This window comes from Caballeronia concitans, from assembly GCF_001544615.1.
GTDB classification, from domain to species: domain Bacteria; phylum Pseudomonadota; class Gammaproteobacteria; order Burkholderiales; family Burkholderiaceae; genus Caballeronia; species Caballeronia concitans.
Window position 1 is genome coordinate 1 of record NZ_FCNV02000027.1, and the last position, 16,263, is coordinate 16,263.

Annotated in this window: 8 protein-coding genes; 4 read left to right on the forward strand and 4 right to left on the reverse strand. The window is 56.9% G+C overall.

The genetic code is table 11. From position 1 onward, the window contains the following. Nucleotides 1-130: 130 nt before the first annotated feature. Complete coding sequence (locus AWB72_RS28745; RefSeq protein ID WP_143754712.1) at nt 131-817, reverse strand: hypothetical protein; 687 nt, start codon at nt 815-817, stop codon at nt 131-133. A gap of 451 nt (nt 818-1,268) precedes the next feature. Here AWB72_RS28745 and AWB72_RS28750 point away from each other — a divergent pair, with 451 nt between their 5' ends. Then, the gene (locus tag AWB72_RS28750) at nt 1,269-1,610 is read left to right on the forward strand and encodes a hypothetical protein (protein WP_143754713.1); all 342 of its coding nucleotides are present in this window, start codon (nt 1,269-1,271) and stop codon (nt 1,608-1,610) included. A 678-nt stretch (nt 1,611-2,288) separates the two neighbouring features. Here AWB72_RS28750 and AWB72_RS27885 read toward each other — a convergent pair. From AWB72_RS27885 to AWB72_RS28755, 3 genes are all read right to left on the reverse strand, one after another. Next, the gene (locus AWB72_RS27885; RefSeq protein WP_143754714.1) at nt 2,289-3,212 is read right to left on the reverse strand and encodes a hypothetical protein; all 924 of its coding nucleotides are present in this window, start codon (nt 3,210-3,212) and stop codon (nt 2,289-2,291) included. Nucleotides 3,213-3,373: 161 nt separating this feature from the next. Beyond that, nucleotides 3,374-9,835: an RHS repeat-associated core domain-containing protein gene (locus tag AWB72_RS27890; RefSeq protein ID WP_087129139.1), complete on the reverse strand. Its 6,462-nt coding sequence runs from the start codon at nt 9,833-9,835 to the stop codon at nt 3,374-3,376. 1,902 nt (nt 9,836-11,737) lie between these two features. Then, nucleotides 11,738-12,286, reverse strand: a complete 549-nt coding sequence (locus AWB72_RS28755; protein WP_143754715.1) for a hypothetical protein — start codon at nt 12,284-12,286, stop codon at nt 11,738-11,740. Between the two features lie 605 nt (nt 12,287-12,891). On the opposite strand from AWB72_RS28755, the gene AWB72_RS27895 reads away from it, so the two are divergent. The 3 genes from AWB72_RS27895 (at nt 12,892) to AWB72_RS27905 (ending at nt 16,235) form a co-directional block, all read left to right on the forward strand. Then, on the forward strand, nt 12,892-13,851 hold the full coding sequence (locus AWB72_RS27895) for an HNH endonuclease (RefSeq protein WP_087129140.1): 960 nt from the start codon (nt 12,892-12,894) through the stop codon (nt 13,849-13,851). A gap of 934 nt (nt 13,852-14,785) precedes the next feature. After that, on the forward strand, nt 14,786-15,157 hold the full coding sequence (locus tag AWB72_RS28765) for a hypothetical protein (protein ID WP_143754716.1): 372 nt from the start codon (nt 14,786-14,788) through the stop codon (nt 15,155-15,157). Between the two features lie 565 nt (nt 15,158-15,722). Next, complete coding sequence (locus AWB72_RS27905; protein ID WP_143754717.1) at nt 15,723-16,235, forward strand: hypothetical protein; 513 nt, start codon at nt 15,723-15,725, stop codon at nt 16,233-16,235. Nucleotides 16,236-16,263: the final 28 nt, after the last annotated feature.

Here is a 16,263-nt window from a genome sequence, read left to right on the forward strand (position 1 = left end):
GCCACACTCGCTTCCGCAGCTCAACGTAAGGGCTCTAAACATTAAATTCGCTGTTGCGCTTCAACCTTGAAACCGCCGACCTATTCCGTGAAATTTTCGCGTCCTCCCTTTCTCCTTCATGAGCAGACGTCTACTTACATGCAGGCGAGACTTTCTCGACGTAAATTGGGTCCGCTTTCACGTGAATCGTGCACGTGTATTGATACTGCGGACAATTAAGCGGCGGGCATGTACTATGGCTATTCTCAGAGGAGCCGCGGACGCTGTATTCATTGTCTGCATTCTGAGACTGAAGTTGTGCGATAGCCTGTTGACACCAGCGAGGTTGGTCAAATCCCCCGCCCATCATCGGCGAAGTCTGCGTTACATCGTATTCGCGTCTATAATTCTCTACACCATGAGATCTATCCCGGCATGCGGCAGGCGGTTGCACATTGCCGATGTTGAATTTGGTTTTTAGATCGTTCCAAACCTGAAGCCTGCAATCACGTGATCCTTGAAGTGTTTGTGCGAGATCTTTCTGAAGCACATTCTTAGACTCGTCTGTCGAATATTTCCCTGCACCATCAACTCCGAAATTTGCTAATTTTTTTATAACCCCTGCCAATTCTGCCTTTGCTGAACCGTTCAGCTCTACGCGGCTGGACTGGATGTCAATCGGCACCGTTTGGCATAGGCGGTCTGCGAAGTTTGCTATTGTATCCAACGCTTGTTGCGAAGTGTCTTCTGAAATAGCCGCGCCTGCGGGAATAAGCGACAGCAGGAGAACGGCAGAGCCGGCGATAAATACGGACGCTTTGAAATCTTGGGTTTTCATCGCTTTAGGTCCGGCGAACGTATATCCGTCTATTTTTGGTGTTGGATAAGCGAAAACGTTGAGTTTATCGCCGTATCCGTGCCAGCAAATTAACCATAGTATGCTAGGACAGAACTCAAAAAAATGCGAACGCTGCTGAGGGCAGACAGGTCGTTATCCGTGCCGTAGTCGCCTTTCCCGCTGCCTTTGGCGGTCTCGCGGTTGGTTCCCCGCGCGAGCGACCGTAAGCGACCTTCAGGTCAGTCGGTGAAGTCGGACCGTTGCAGTCCCTCAGCTAGTTTCTGCGAATGTCACCACCGTGCAGCATGCACCGCGTCGGAGGGCAAAGCGGCGCTGGTGAGACCAGGCATGCGTGAGTGCTTGCTTTTCACTTCGAGGTGCCTATCCTGTAGAAGCGCGTTACCTTTTGGCAAGGATGACTGCTCGCTTGCACGCACGCGGAGATCTAGCCATGAAAAATGAACGATTGATGGTGCGAATCGTCCGAACAGTAGTGGTTGCTTCGGAATTCGCAGTGGCAATAGAAAGTGCGCATGGGCAAGGACATTGCGACATCGCAGACAATTACACTTGTACTGTTGCTCCGTGCCAAAATAACATCCCTGGTAAAGCCAGCGTTACGCGCCTCAGCGATGGCAGCTACCTGTTCACTAACGAGGTAGGTGATCAAGCTAATAGCTATGAGGAGAAGCCGAATATTTATCGAATTCCCGATTGGAGGAATGCGACTGCCAAACCCGATGCAGCATGCCACCAACTGATCTTTAGCAACGGAACCCACTGGACACGCTAGCAATGACAAAAAGGGCGGGGCAGATAATGGTGCCAACTGGACACAAGCAAGTTTATTTCTCGTTACGAGACAACACGGATACCCTATCTGAGCGGGCGAGCCTTTGGTCAGAAAAAGCAGTTTGTCGATCTCCGTAATACCGAACATCTCAAGTTTAGATCGCCGATAGAGTTCGACCGTGCTCCGTGTTTCAGTCGAGCGAGAAACCTAATCTAACGAATATCGATGACAGATTTCGGCTTTCCTGGCCATGCAATTGCGGCACAGTGACGAAGTAGTGTAGCTTTAAATTTACGTTACGATCGTCCGCCACCACGCGTGAAGCTGACGTTCGAGTGTCCGTGCAATGGTATTGACGAAAGGCAGAAGATGGCGGTTTGTTCGCGTTCGGACGCATTGCCTGAAGGCTCGCGTGGACGACTTGAACGTCCGCTCGGAGACCGTTCATCGAGCTGACGCTATCGGCCACAAGCCGTCGTTCACGTGCGTTGTCAGTCGGACGTTCAAGCGTCGGATTTGCCCCGTAACCGGCCCATTTGTAAGTCAACGAAAGATGCTCGATCATCAGCCCGAGCGATCAGATTGCTTCCGGCTTTGGCTTATCGCGACGGTGAGGCCGTTGTGTTCCGGATGCGGGTCTCGCGCTTGAATCGTCCATGGCTCAACGCTCAGCGCGAGTCAGCCAGTGGAGCGCGCGACCCGTGGGTGGCGCAGTTCACCGATGGCCCTATCAGGCCCGTGCCCGTGGAGCTCCGGGTGAAGGTAGAAGCCGTGCTCATCTTTTTGCTTTGGCAGTTCCACTTCGATGCAATTTACCTTAGCCCATGGATCGTTGCGTATCCCGGTCACCTGCCAGGACACACGCATCCCGGGCGTGGCACCTGCGATGCTGAAGCGATTGTTTCGGATCTCATGCGCGACGTGCAGTTCGGGGGCCGCACCGCCAATTGCGGTAAGCTGATAGCGGCACTCCCGGTTGAGAGTTTCGAAATAGTCCGGCAGCGATATGGTCGCCTCGCCCCTCGCGTCGGCGGTGACGATGCCATCATAGACGTTCTTCATGTCCGGCGACTCAACAAATGAGTGCTGCAGGTACCTGCCTTCCGGGTCGAGCGGATGGTCTATCTTGAATCCGCCACCCGCCTTGCTAAATGTGCCCGCCACATGGACATCGCCCGTGAACCATGCCGCACAACACCCGGATGCTAAGTAAGCTGCATGATTATTATTCGGGTTGAACGCCGCCACCCCAGCGTTGGGAGCATTGCCGACCACACCAAAGCTATTCCCCAAGCTCTGTCCGAATATGCCAACATCGGTAGTGCTTTGCCCCAACACGGCAACCCCAGTTTCGCTGGTAGCGTTAATCCCCCAGCCGCCTTCGGCCTGAGCACGTACGCCGATGCCGTAGGTCTTGCTTGACGCTTGCGCATATAGCCCGATACCGCTGTCCGTGGCCCCTACTAGTGCGGTGCGCGCATTGCTGTATGCCTCGATGACGCTTGTGCCATCACTCGTAGCCTGGACAGCTATTGCTCCATTGGTTCCGGTGGAAGTCAACGCTGGCGTGTTTGACATATTGCTATCGAATGCACCTTGCATGATTGCTCCTTCCTATATCATGTTCCAAATTTTCGAGGAATGAGGTCGTCCACGTGGCATTAGCCCTCAACCGTTCCTGTAGTCGAGCGACGCGTTGAAAATAACGTCTGGCGAGGCATCAGTCTTGCCCTATCAGACCCGGCTCACTGCTCCCAACGAGCTCATTGGCGCTCCAATTTTTCATGATTATCCAATGACTGAGAAATAGATACGCCAGCGCCGACGAATACTTCTATCCAGTGGTCTAGTTCGAATACAGGGAAAAAAGCGTAACCTCCCACGGACGATTGACCAATCGCCTTCCAGCCACCGACTCCTCCCACATTTGTCGATTTTTCGCCAAGCAAGAGTGTCTCAGAGGGTTTTAGCCCGGAACTTGAGATCAATGTCCACTCGCGTAACGCCGAGACGCTTTTCTCGCGACCAAGGCCCCCTCCCGCTAGCAGGCTTACATGAAACCCTATGGCCGGGTCATAACCGGCGATGCACGCCGCCTCACCCTTAGCATGCTTGAATTCACCTTCGGTGCCCACGATTGCGTACACGCCATACGGGAACGGCGAAATCGCGAATGGCCATTTCGCGGCCATTTCGGCGTAGATGCTCGCTACGGACCGTCCACCATAGCCTGGTAAGGCCGCCATCGCCCATTGCACGTCAGCTTTGGCGGCGCGACCCACACGCGTCATGAGATCGGATGCGTGCGGTCCGGTGTTGCTAGTGTGCTCGGGAGCCATCCTCGGGTTGGGCGGCGGCCCGCTCAGCCCCGCACCTCCATAGCCATCGTCGTTCCTCTGCGGTGGCGGTGGCGGTGGCGGCGGGGGATTCTCCGTGCGCGTGATGACGTGAGCGTCGGCGCACTTCGCGTCGGCGAGACATTGCTGCATCGTCGTGATGCCGGGCGCGTAGACCGTCTCGCCATTCTTCGGAATCTCGCCCTCATGCTTCGTGGATGAATAGCTAGGGTTGCCCTTGGTGTCGGAGTACTGCGGGCTGGGTGCCCCCGACCGTGTGTCGGACGGCGACGCATGCCCGGATGCTGAGTCCGTGTCGTTGTCCTTCGTCGATCCGGAATCATCGTCGGATCCGTTGAAACCGCTTGGATCGCGCAGTGTCAGCGGGTTATTCAGGACGTACGCGTAGCGGTTCCACGACTGAGGATTCAGAGGCCGCGGGGTGAACGGGTCTGGCGTCAAGAATCTGCCGAGGACGGGGTCGTAGAACCGGCCCTTCATATCGATGAGGTTCCAGCCGTCGTCCACGTGCTCGTGACCCGTGAACCCCGTGTGGAGATCCGCCTTCAGTGGACCGGGCCGCTTCGACGGATCCTTCGGGCTCACCCGTCGGCCGAAAGGATCATACTTCAGGCGCTCGACAGGCTTTCCCTTGGCGTCTGTCACAAGATCGATCGACCCCTGATGGTCGGCGTGGAGATACCGAACCTCGTCCGCCGTCAGGGCCTTGCGGGCGATGGTCCAGATCCGCTGCGCGATCGGGCGACCCAGCACTGGGATCGTGAAGATGTGCTTCCCGCTGGTCCTCGACTTCCCGTTCGGTCGGCGAAACTCGTAGAGCCCGTCCACGGTATCGGATGTGATGTGCGTCGTCGAGTCGACGGACCGTACACGGTTCGTCTCGCCATCGTACGTGAAGTCGATGGCGCCCTTGTGCGCCCCGGACGTGTGTGTTATACGCGTCGGCAGATCAATGCGCCCGTAGCGCACCGTCCGCCCCGGGCCGGCCACCTGATTGCCACGCAGGTCGTACTGATACGACCCGAGCGTCGTCGACACGACCGCGTGCGGTCCGGCAACCGACGGATTGTACGTATACGTTAGGTCACGACCCGGCCCCAGTTCCACCGCGCGCTTCAGGATATTGCCAATATCATCGTAGTCCCACCTGATGCGCCGTGTGCCCGGCACTCCCTTCCACGTCCATCGGATAAGCCTGTTGAAAGCGTCGTACTCGAACTTCTCCTTCGTCCCGAGGACCTTGTCGTCGCGTCCCTGCACGTTGAAGTTAGGATCGAACTTGTACGTCAGGTTCCGCAGAACCTTGCCCTTCGCGTTGACCGTGACGATCGACTTCAAGGCTTGGGGGCGTCCGGGATCCTCGTTGCGAACGTCCCGGAGACCGTTGCCAAGTAGCGCCTGACCGAAGAGGCCCGTCGCATCCATCCCGCCGAATGTCCAGAACCTTTGCCCGCCGTTGGCGGTGTCCGCCGCCGTGAGAAGCTGGCCGAAGTTGCCGTATCGGTAGCCGAGTACGAAGGGCTTCTTCGTCCCGACCTTCGGATATGTGATGCTCGAGATCCTCCCGAACGGATCGAAGCCGCGCACGATCGAGTATTTGTCCGAGCCGATCGTCCACGTCTTCTGCGTGAGCCGCCCCGCCGTGTCGTATGCATAGGCGGTCGTCACGCCCGAAGCGGGCGCGTCGATTTGTGCGACCTTGCCGATGCCGTCCGCTGCGGTGTCCCACGTGTACTTGACGTCCCCGTCCACGACGTCCTGGATCCAGTACAGCCGCCCGACGGGGTCGTACTGGTACGAGGTGACCTGGCTTCCCGCCTTCGTCTCCTGCGCCAGGTCGCCGAAGGCGTTAAAGGAGAACGCCCGATGTCCGCGGTCCGGATCGACCAGATCGACAATCCGGCCGAGGCGATCGCTCGTCGCCTTTGTCACGTTGTTGGCGATGTCGGTGACCGCCACGACCGTATCGAAAGGGCCGTGCTCGTACGTCGTACCGCTTGGGCCGGGGACTTGACCGACGAACGCAGCGTCCCGATCGGTGCAGAAGATGACGCGATCGAGGTTGTCAATGCGAACTGCCGTCGCGTTCTTGTTCCCGTCCGTCGAAATGACCCACTCGCCGCGATATTCGTTCGAGGTCGTGCTCCCGTCGGGCCCGAGCCAGCCGGTCGGCCGCGAGAGGCCGTCGTACGAGAACGTGTCGAAGTCCGGTGGGTCCGTTGCGAAATGCGACCGTGATGCCTTTGCCACTCGCCCCAACCCGTCGTACTGGATCTCGCGTACCGTCGGGAGGCCGTCGTCGCGCGCGTATACCGTCTCCTTCACGAGGCGCCCCAGCACGTCGAACACAGAAAGCACTTGGCTGCCCCCCGCCGTCGCGACCGTCACCTGTAACAGCCCGCCGCTGAGGTCGATGTAGTTCGCCGTGACGTCGGCACCGTCCGGTGACGTTTCGTGCCGGAAGCGGCCAAAGCCGTCGTACTGACGCACACGCCGCACGCCATTCGGATCCTCAAGACTGGCAACTACCCCGAAGCCGGGGTGAAAGGTGGCGCGCAAGCGATGCCCGAGCGCGTTGTCCACCTCGACGGCGAACTGTTCCTCAAGATCGTCGTAGATGATCGTCCTTGAGCGCTTCGCGCCCATGGACGCCGTCGTCTCCTCCTCGACAATGCGGTAGATGTTGCCGTTCGGATACCGGTCGATCGACCGATACAGCGTCTTGATTCCGTCCGGCTGCGGCCCGAGAGGCAAATAGCCGTTCGGCCCGGGCGGACCTGGCTCGATAATTTCGCGCGAGCGCAGCCCCTGCGCGTCATACTCGTATGCTCGCTTGCGCGTCTGCGTCATACCGTTCGGCGTCGTGCTCTGCTCGACGAGCATCGTGAGCAGGCCAATGAGCCACGTATTCGGATCGTTCGAATACGTCGAGGTTGCGGTGTGCTTGTTTCCGTCGCTCCACGTCTCCGAATACGTCGTCACGTTGCCATAGGCGTCCATGTCCTGCGAGATCGTCCGTCTACGGACGGGCATCGTCGGAACGCCGTTGGCCAGCTCGACATTCTCTTCAACGATCGTGTTCGGGAACACGAAGTACGGCACCTGGGCCACGATGGGCCGCATCGAATACGTCGTCTGACACGTTGTCCGGTGCTCGACGCCGTTGCCGAGCGGCACGTGCGTCTCCTCGGTCATCGGCAGCCCGAGCATTGGATACATTCCGTTCCAGCCAATGAACTCGGGGTAGTACGTAGTCCGCGTTGTGATCCCGGTCTCAGCGTGCTGTACCGTGCGCGCGTGGAAGCCCAGGAAGCCGATGCCGGTAACATCCTCGATGCCCCCTTCGTATCGGAGCTGATACGTGTTGACGCCGCCCAGGCTGTCGTCGTCTAAGTGCGATGACACGACCCAGACCTTCCCGGAGACCGCGCGCTGCGGGTACACGTAGCCGAAACCTGCCGTATGGACGCTCGGATCGGAGATGGGCGCGTAGGTGACGCCGATTCGCGCGCCGCGCCCGTCGACGACGGCGGTCAGCATGTCGGCCTTGTGACCATCGCGCACGAAGACGCGCAGTTGGCCATTGCTGAACATCACGACGTCGTCGAGCCCATTTCCATCCCAGTCGAACACCTCGAAGACGTCGAACTGTTCCGGATAGTTCAAATTCCATGTGCTTGTGAATGGCAAGAGCGCCGGAGTGAAACTCGAACCATTCCAGCGCAGGACGAACATGGCATCGTTTGTCTGCACGACCGTCCGGGTACGCACGAGCAACTGTGCCGTTCCGTCCTGGTACGAGTCGATGACGCGCAACGCAGGCTGGAATCCCGGTGGCTGCTGCACGAGCGGTTCAACGAAGGGTATCGGCGTCGAGAAACCGCCCCCGCTGTTTTCTGCGAGAGTTGGATCACTGAAGGCCGGGTTGCCGACGCTGAATGCCGACGGGAGCCCGATGCCCGTGAAGTCCCCAAAGATGTAGCTCTGGTCACGAAGGAGCGTTGTCAGGCTCGATTTCACCTGGAAATTCGTGCCTTGCCGCTGAAACTGTGCGGCAGAAAAGCGAGGGTCTCCTCCTGTCGTCAGCGAGTCGTCAAAGAGGACAGACGCGCGATTGCCACCGTCGAGGTTCGCGTAAAGCTGGGTTTGCGGACAGTCGGCAAGACTCAGCACCTCGGGCCCAAAGTTCAGATTGCCGCCGAGGTTAGCGCGAGCGTACCACTGCGGAAACGCGGGGTTTTTGCCCGTGTCCGCGTGGAAGAGATCGGGTAGACCATCACCGTCAAGATCAACGACCTCGATGGATCCCGCGATCGGCTGACCCGGCGTGAACAGCGGTGGCACAGAGTTCCCCTCGAAGACGAGGAAATTACCCGGTGCGCCTGCTACCCCAGAGTGGTCCGTGCCACAGTGGTAGACGCGGTAAGTCGGGATGCCAATCACGCTGTCGTCCAGCACGAAGATGTTCATCCAGTCACCGGCCGCGTCGGGAAAGACGAAGACACGTTCGCTCTCCGGGTTATTCAACGGATCGAAAGTGCCTGCGGGAACGGGGATGCCCGTCGGGAATGGGGCCGAGAAACCGGTGGGCGAGGACGGGTCCGACAGCAAAATGTAAAAGTGGTTCGGGTCGCTGCGCGGCACGTAGAGGATGTCGTCCCTCCCATCGCCGTTAAAATCGGCGACCCGGATGCGCCCGGGAAGCGGGCTGCGCCCCTGCGGCGTGGTCTTGATACCCCACACCGGTCCTTGCCCCGGTGCATCCTGAAGGCCGGTCGGGATCTCACGGAAAGTGCTTTGCCCGCGCTCGTACTCGAAGCTGTGCGGTGGCTTCCCAATGCCAGAGCCGTCGAACTCCTGAATGCTCGCAAGCAAGCTCCGACCGCTTACGCTGTTGGTCTGATATGAGAGGGTGTATCGGCGCAGCAGGCTGATGTTTTGAGGATCCGTGCTCGTCGGATCGGGCCCGCTCATGCGCAGTTCCTTCAACCGCTTGTTCTGCGGAATGCGCAACCCGGACATGACAGTCGATTGCGCATCTGGGCGATCCTCCCAGACGAATTCCACCGAGCGCAAAGCCGGTTTTCCGTCGGCTTGATTGCCCGTGTACACCATCTTGGTCGGCACGTAGTCGCGCGCAGGCAGAGGACCGCCCGGATTTGATGGGTAACCGTCGTAGCCGATGAGAAGCGTGTTCCCCGCACGATCGCGCACGCTGCTAAGTGACCACGCAAAGCGGACGGGAACATCCGTGAGGTACACCGAGTTCCAGACGTCTTGAGGTGTCGTTTGACTGGTCGGTATCAGGATCTGCGGCGTGAGATGCTGCGCCGTCCCCTCGAAGCGCGAACCTAGATCCTCGCCGCCGACGCCGCCGAAGACAAAAATGCGACCATCCTTCTGGAAAACCTCGAACCACGTCGGGCCCAAGATGGTGCCGTCCGGCGCCGAATCGACATCGTGCAGGATAATCTTCGTGAAGGTGTCGCGCTTGGTCCGGTACTCGGCGCCGTCGACGCCATGCACTCCGCCGACGAGCACGAGGCGCTCGCCGTCAAACGTAAAGGGATCACTCTGGTCGAATTGAATGGGTTCCTCGACGCCATCGTCGGGAAATGTCTTACGGCTTCGCCGAATCTGAGGGATGCCAGTGAGTATCCATCCGACACCGAGCGGCCCGTTACCCCCGCGGCTACTGTAGCGAAGCGCGAGCTCCGGCTGAATGCCAAGTTTTCCCGCAGGAACCCACAGCGGCAGCGTGTAATTGGCTGCGCCATCGTGCGAGACGCTGAAAGCGCCGCCCTCAATGAGGCCCGGCGTGATGCCGCTGACGTTGTCGGTTGGGACAATCGTGCTCGAATCGGCCATGTCCTACCCCGGAAGAACGAGAGCGTATAGAAAGAATAGACGCCCTTTTCGTATCGCGTGGTCCGCGTGTAGGCCGCACAGTGCGCATATGAGAAGATTTGCTTCGCCAAGTACAGTCGCGGCTCGAAGCCCCATTGACTGCGCATGGGTATCTTAAGACGCCAACTTTCGTATCGGCTACTCACTTGCTCCCTCTGCCGACGCGACGAATTCCTAGTGCGCCGCAATGCGCCAAGTACAACAACTAACAGATTGGCAGCAACGGGCCACAACAATCATGCGCTGAGCTGACATTTGCGGTCGGTGATGTACGCACGTTAGCAAAGCGACTCGTAGAGCCTGATCGGCACCGCCACTCAAGAGTCGGCTAGAGCAGAATTGAAGTGTTGGGAGACCGCAGTGCGAACGGCCGGCCGTCGTACCTTGGAAGCATTCGCAACGTCTGTAGCAGGTTTGTCGTTTTATGCCGGGAATATCCTCGGATGCGAAAATGCAGCAAGAGTCAATCAAGTAACGTGCGAGTGCGGGGCTCAACGATCAGCCTACCGTAGCCTTTCGCCTTTTTAACAAGGCCACGTATCCCGGGCCAGCGAGGTCGGGCCGGGATACGTACTTCGGTCGCGGCTAATAGGTCTATTTCGAGATTTCACGACCTCCGCTTTCTGACCTATAGTTAAGCGGTGAAATTGAAGGGAGGCGATGCGAGGCCTGTCCGGTAATCAATCCACTCGAAGCATATTCAGAGGAAGTCGACCGCGACAGCGATAGCACCGGGACAGCGCAGGTTCGAGCCCCCTAACCGGACGGTCACCCGAGAGACTGCGAAGTGGCAGACTGCTCACTAGACCTAGGATGTTCAACGTTCCCAGACGAAGGGCGGATCAAGAAATGGATATGTTACTGAGCTTTGACACTGGAGACGACGGTGGCAAGCGCCACAAAGGATACGCCATCGGAAGCCGGCCAATTAAGCGCGACGCTCAGCCGGAGTTTCCGGGTGCCACGATCGAATGCGACTGTGAGTCAGTCGAGGCAGTCGAGTTGTCAGACGGGCGGGAGATTCACATTTTCTCTTCCAAAGCACTTTTCGGGCCGGGCGGCAACCTTCATGATCTAACAAAGGGCGCGCACGAGGTAGCACTGATCGAGTTAGGCAAGTACACGCTTATTTGCCGCTCTGAGCCGACTGCCGACGGTCGGCTTGCGATTGAAATAGCCGATAGACGAGACCGCGTTCTGTTGACAGGCATCGGCGATGTTTTTGATGAGCTAACTGTTGAAGGACGTACCACCCCAGCTCAACTTGTTTTCTCATTTCACATAGCACACCCATATCGAAGATGGAGTCCCGCGTGGTGTGCACACACTGGGGGGACTGTTCGAAACCCCGGCACGACACCGGTTAAACTTAAGTGAGCGCCGCAAGGATGCGCGAGGCGTGGGAGGCCAGGCGTCGGCCCTGCGCCTCGACGGTCAAGGCACCGCTTTTGCCAATCAAGAAGCGTTTCAAAGGCCTGGGCGCGCGACCCGATTCCCACCTGCCAACGTGGCAGCGTGCTTGGATGGCCGATATATCTTGAAAGCTGCCGTCGGGGCTCGCGTGGGGTCGAGCGACTGCAACGGGTCGGGAGCCGAAGTTCGGGGCACGCACGGCGCGATTCACGGCGCTCGAACAGCGATATCGGAAAGCGGGCAACTACGGCCGCTCCATAGCCGGCTGCGGATCAATCCACTCGGTCATAAGGGGCAAATGGCGTGGGGCAAGACGACAAAAGATGTTCTTCAGGATGCCTGCCCTCCAAGTTGCGAAACAGAGCCTCCGAACGAAGTTCCGGTGGGAGGTTGAATCTGTCTAATACCAACTCGTATGCTGAGAGGTAGTACTCAATGCAGGTTTGCATTTCAAGACTCGCGTCTTTGATAATTTTCGCCGCTGTAGGCCGGTCCGCAGCGTAAGCTAGACCCGATATATGAATTCTGAGTAGCGGCCAAGCAGCGTAAATGCTCGTTAATTCTTCCATCATATTCGGGGAAAGCGGCCAGCACCGGGTAGGTGTTAGCCTGTATCGCAACATCGGCTTTGATCCAAACTTCGCGCATTGCTTCTGCGTTCTTTTCACTGTGCACTAAGTCTTCACCGTGTATTCGAGCGCGTAAAGAGTATTCAGCAAGGGCCTCCCTCATATGGCTTATAGCGAGTGATGCAGAAGAGATCTCGGCCCGCGATTCTTCTATCTCGTGTTGCTTCGTCTGAATTCGATTGCCGATTACGGCGGTGAGCAGAAACCCTATCAGGAGCAAAGTTATGGGGTGACGCAGGGCTGCGTCGAGTCCCGACCATCGGCGCTTTGAACGGACTTTCACCTTGAACTTGCCGATGGCGATCGCCTTCGGCATGGATTTGCCATTTTTTATCCATCTGCGCTTCCGTGGCGCGACCGGTGCGTTCACAACAGCCTCCTATCTGCTGTCTCAAAGCATAGGTGAGCATGAAGGCGAAGTTCAGGGTAGCTGCAGGCTTTGATGCGCGGCCTGCAGCTTCTGCACGATCTCGTTGGTCCGCGTGAACAGCAAGCGGTAGTCCGACCATGGTCTTGCACGCGTCGCGTTGCGTCAGCCGTGCCTCGAGCTGCTCCACGTCCGGCGATAGGCCTCACGTGGAAACAGCTCGTCGCGAAACGCCAGCCCCTTGAAGGCTTGCGGCTTTCGCTTGAGCCCCTCGATGCGGTCGACGAGCGGCGGAGGGCCGGATTGAAGACTGGGAGTTGCGACGACGGTAGGAGCGGTAGCCTGCTGCGCGGCTCTCTACGAAGAACCGTTCAAAGCCGGTGTCGTTTATCTCGAACTACGAGGCGGTAAAATCGAAGAGCTTCGTACGCGCGGCGGCGAAGGCGCCCATTAGTCCCGCGTCTACCGTTCGAGACCGCGAGGCAACTTGGTTTGAATACGATCGTGCGCATGAGCGATGGAGTGCGGCTTGCGAAGAAAAAAAGGTGGCAAGGCGACACCAACAGTTTTTCGGCAGTGACAACATAAATTGATTCGGGGGAGTCGGAATGCGTTACTACGGAGCAAGAGGTTCGAAGAAAGTTACGCCGCGGTTGAAGAGCTTTGATAATTTAACTCACGCCGATCTCAACAAAATAAGGAAGAGGATCGCAGAATACGAAAAAGAGCTATCAATTTACCGCGCAGCGAACGACGATGCGGAAAAGGAGAACAAGAAGATTGCAGAAGAAAACAGAGCTATGCAGGCCAAGCGAGACGCTTTTGAGGCTTCAAATATAAAACCGCGCCTCGAAAAACTGACGAAGATCAGACAGTTAATATACGAATGCAGAGTCGGAGTTCTGCAGGGAGTATTCGGAAGCTATATTGAAATATCCGAAGACCTGAGCCTTCCGGGTGACAGATACGGCAGTACTGCATCCGGAAAATACGACGCCAAGCTAACGCCGCCCCTTATTCAAGAATTCAAAAAAATCAAGGCTGGACTAGATCCTGACGTGATCAAGCTTTCACAGTTTAAGGAAAATCGGAGCTTCACCTATCTAAGCACACCAAAGGCTTACTGCGTCTTGACAATCGCGGGCCACAAAATGGAACTCCACTATGCCGAAGTAAATTTCGGTGACCTCGAATGCAAATTAGCCGAACACAAGCTCAAAATCGAAATCCAAAAGAAGAAAGAGCAGGAACTTAGGGCCAGAGCCGCCAATAACGAGAAAGAGCGGAGGCAGCAGGCACAGGCCATAAGAAAGCGTTTCCAAAAGCAGTTTTCAATTTTGCCAAACTGCCCGTATTGTTTCGAAGCGTTGACGATAACGGATGCACATTTGGATCACATCTATCCCGTCTCTAAAGGTGGAACGTCGCGAGAAGCCAATTTAGTTTTAGTTTGCGCTCAATGTAATTTGGCCAAAAAGAACATGGTGCTTCGACAATTTCTCATTCAGAAAAAGTATTCCAGCGAAATGGTCTATGCGCGATTGGAGCTTTTGGGAAAAGATGTTTGATTTGAAGCGACTCGCGTGCGCCGACCATGAGTAGTTTGCATTCGAGCGTGCCGCCCAGAGACCGCTCGGGCCAAGGCGGCCATCAGGCGGCAGCGGCCGCGCACGCGGTACCCAATGGCCGTTGTCGTTTGGGAGGCCGTCACTGTTATTGCGCCTCGTCCGGCGGCCGAATTGGGTCGGCTGCGGAAGGACGCTCGCGTTGGACCTCGCTCGAACTTCAAGTTCAGCAACCGGCCCAAAAGCGGCCCTCCGAGGTCTCCGTCCAGTCACGCTGGCTGAGGTCTCGTCGGCCCTCGTCAATGGCCGGTCTCCGGCGAGCAACTTGTCGGTGGCGCTGCCTCAATGCGGCACTAGCGGTCATATGACGACCTGAGGTTGCTGCCGGTCGAGCGGCAGCATTACACCTAGAGCCGACGGCGACTGCCTGCCTAGTCGCAGCTGGAAACGGTCCCCCATCTTGCGGCTTGACCGAGGTGAATTCCTACTTCGCATCGTTAAGAAGGGATGTTTTGTTCATCGCTTGCGGGCAATCCCATCATCTGACGTCGCGACCGTGAACGAGATTTATCCCCCTTATGTTGAATGTAGTGCACAAGCTTTTCCGTTTTTTCTGGTCGCATAGCCAGAAGAAGAACGCTCGGTTCATAACCTCGATAGGTTCCAGAAGCCGATACTCGGCTACCACGATGGCCTTATGAATGTCAGCCAATTTACCAAAGGGACAGGCACTGCCGCCGGGTCCGAAAATCAATGCGCTTGCCATCAAAAAGTTGGTGGCCGCATCGAACCTTGGCGACCGACCATGAGCGTGAATAACCTGAACAATATCACCGGACGACTGCTGAAGCGCTGTGTCGACCTTTCGAACCTAAAGATTAGCGTCTAAACTATCAGGGGGAAAGATAACCCTGAGCGCTCTCAGCGCGGAGAGAATATGGACTTTTTAGGCTTATTTGCGCTCGGTGGTTTTGTCGGATCTATCGTGACCTATGGGTTACGTTTCGTCCAAGGTTATGACATCTTTGCAAAGTCCCTAACAACGATCCTCGCTGCTGCTTTGAGTGGTACCGCCGTAGTCTTTATCGATCGCTTCTCCGGGCATACTAAAGCATTGGGAGCATATTGTGTTGGCTTGATTGTCGCACTAATGTGGGCGTATTCACGTGTCGCCGTCGAGCACATCAGCTCCGAAAAGCAAGCTCTACGATTATTAGGCTGGGCCCATATATTTGGGATGGTAGTGATTAGCGTTGTTGCTGCCGCATTAGTACTACCTCCGGCATTCCGCGAAGCTTGGGCGCCTTAACGTAGACTCTCACCTGCAGCTCATGACAACTACTCTGTCAGACTTTGACCACCATGTGTTGCCAGGCGATGTGCTTCTTCTATGCAGCGTGGGATTGAAAGCAATTGCGAATCAAGCCGGCCAACGCGCAATGCGCGCTTTTAGACCACTACGGACAGCGGACTTCACTCACGTCGCGTTAGTAGTGAACGATACTCATATAGCCGATGCCATGCCTGGACCGGGAGTGCGCATTCGACCGTGGAGGGAGGCTGCGTTTGCCTATGATCTGAAACGTTGCAGGGTCGCAAGGCACCCTGAAATGCTCAGGTTCTATAGGAGTCCGGAGCGATTCATAAGCGCTGTGCAATTTTACTACTCTCAGCGATACCGATTGTCGTCGTTATCGCGGAAGGCAGCAAAGCACGATGCTGGGATTGTCTGTTCTCAGTTCGTTGCTTTGGTATTGCATGACCTCGGTATGCCATCCTTTGGGCACACGCCGATGCGCGCACTCCCTTCGGATATTGACCATCGAACCCGAGGAGTAAATGGATGGCGACAGTTTCCTTTTAGGCTATACGGAATGTATTCTCCAAAACGGTATCCTCCAGTAGGCGACACCTATTGGACCGTTTTGGCTGCCAGTTTACCGAAACGCGTTTCGGACCTATTTCAACCGGCTACGGACGGCGGAAAACTAGCCGACCGCATCGAAACATCAATCTCCGAACGAGAGCAAACCAACGAGGAGCCGACCCAAAACGAGACAAAAGTCGAAATTGGCAGTCCGCGCGCCGGAGTCGGTGACATCGCCTTTGAGATATCCGATGCAGTCGGCACTCTGATGGCTTCGTCAATGGAGACAACCGAAGCACTTTTGAAAATCATGGCTGAGTTGGATCGTGTCGTTCTCGCGATTGGCTCCGCGATGTCACGCCGAGCCAACCCCGAGTTGCGCGAACGGGCTTTAGCGGTGGGTAAAGTCTTTATTGAAGCACTATCGGACGATTCCAGGCATTCACTCCTGACAGGGGATGATTTGGTCGATGGGCCGGCCCCCGCAAACACCGGACATGCGGCAACGCTTAAATTTTGAGGTAGTCTTCTGCCTATGTTTAAGCCTA

Coding starts and splice junctions, on each gene's coding strand:
- AWB72_RS28745 (WP_143754712.1), bottom strand. CDS start 817: ATGAAAACCCAAGATTTCAAAGCGTCCGTATTTATCGCCGGCTCTGCC.
- AWB72_RS28750 (WP_143754713.1), top strand. CDS start 1,269: ATGAAAAATGAACGATTGATGGTGCGAATCGTCCGAACAGTAGTGGTT.
- AWB72_RS27885 (WP_143754714.1), bottom strand. CDS start 3,212: ATGCAAGGTGCATTCGATAGCAATATGTCAAACACGCCAGCGTTGACT.
- AWB72_RS27890 (WP_087129139.1), bottom strand. CDS start 9,835: ATGGCCGATTCGAGCACGATTGTCCCAACCGACAACGTCAGCGGCATC.
- AWB72_RS27895 (WP_087129140.1), top strand. CDS start 12,892: ATGCGTTACTACGGAGCAAGAGGTTCGAAGAAAGTTACGCCGCGGTTG.
- AWB72_RS28765 (WP_143754716.1), top strand. CDS start 14,786: ATGGACTTTTTAGGCTTATTTGCGCTCGGTGGTTTTGTCGGATCTATC.
- AWB72_RS27905 (WP_143754717.1), top strand. CDS start 15,723: ATGTATTCTCCAAAACGGTATCCTCCAGTAGGCGACACCTATTGGACC.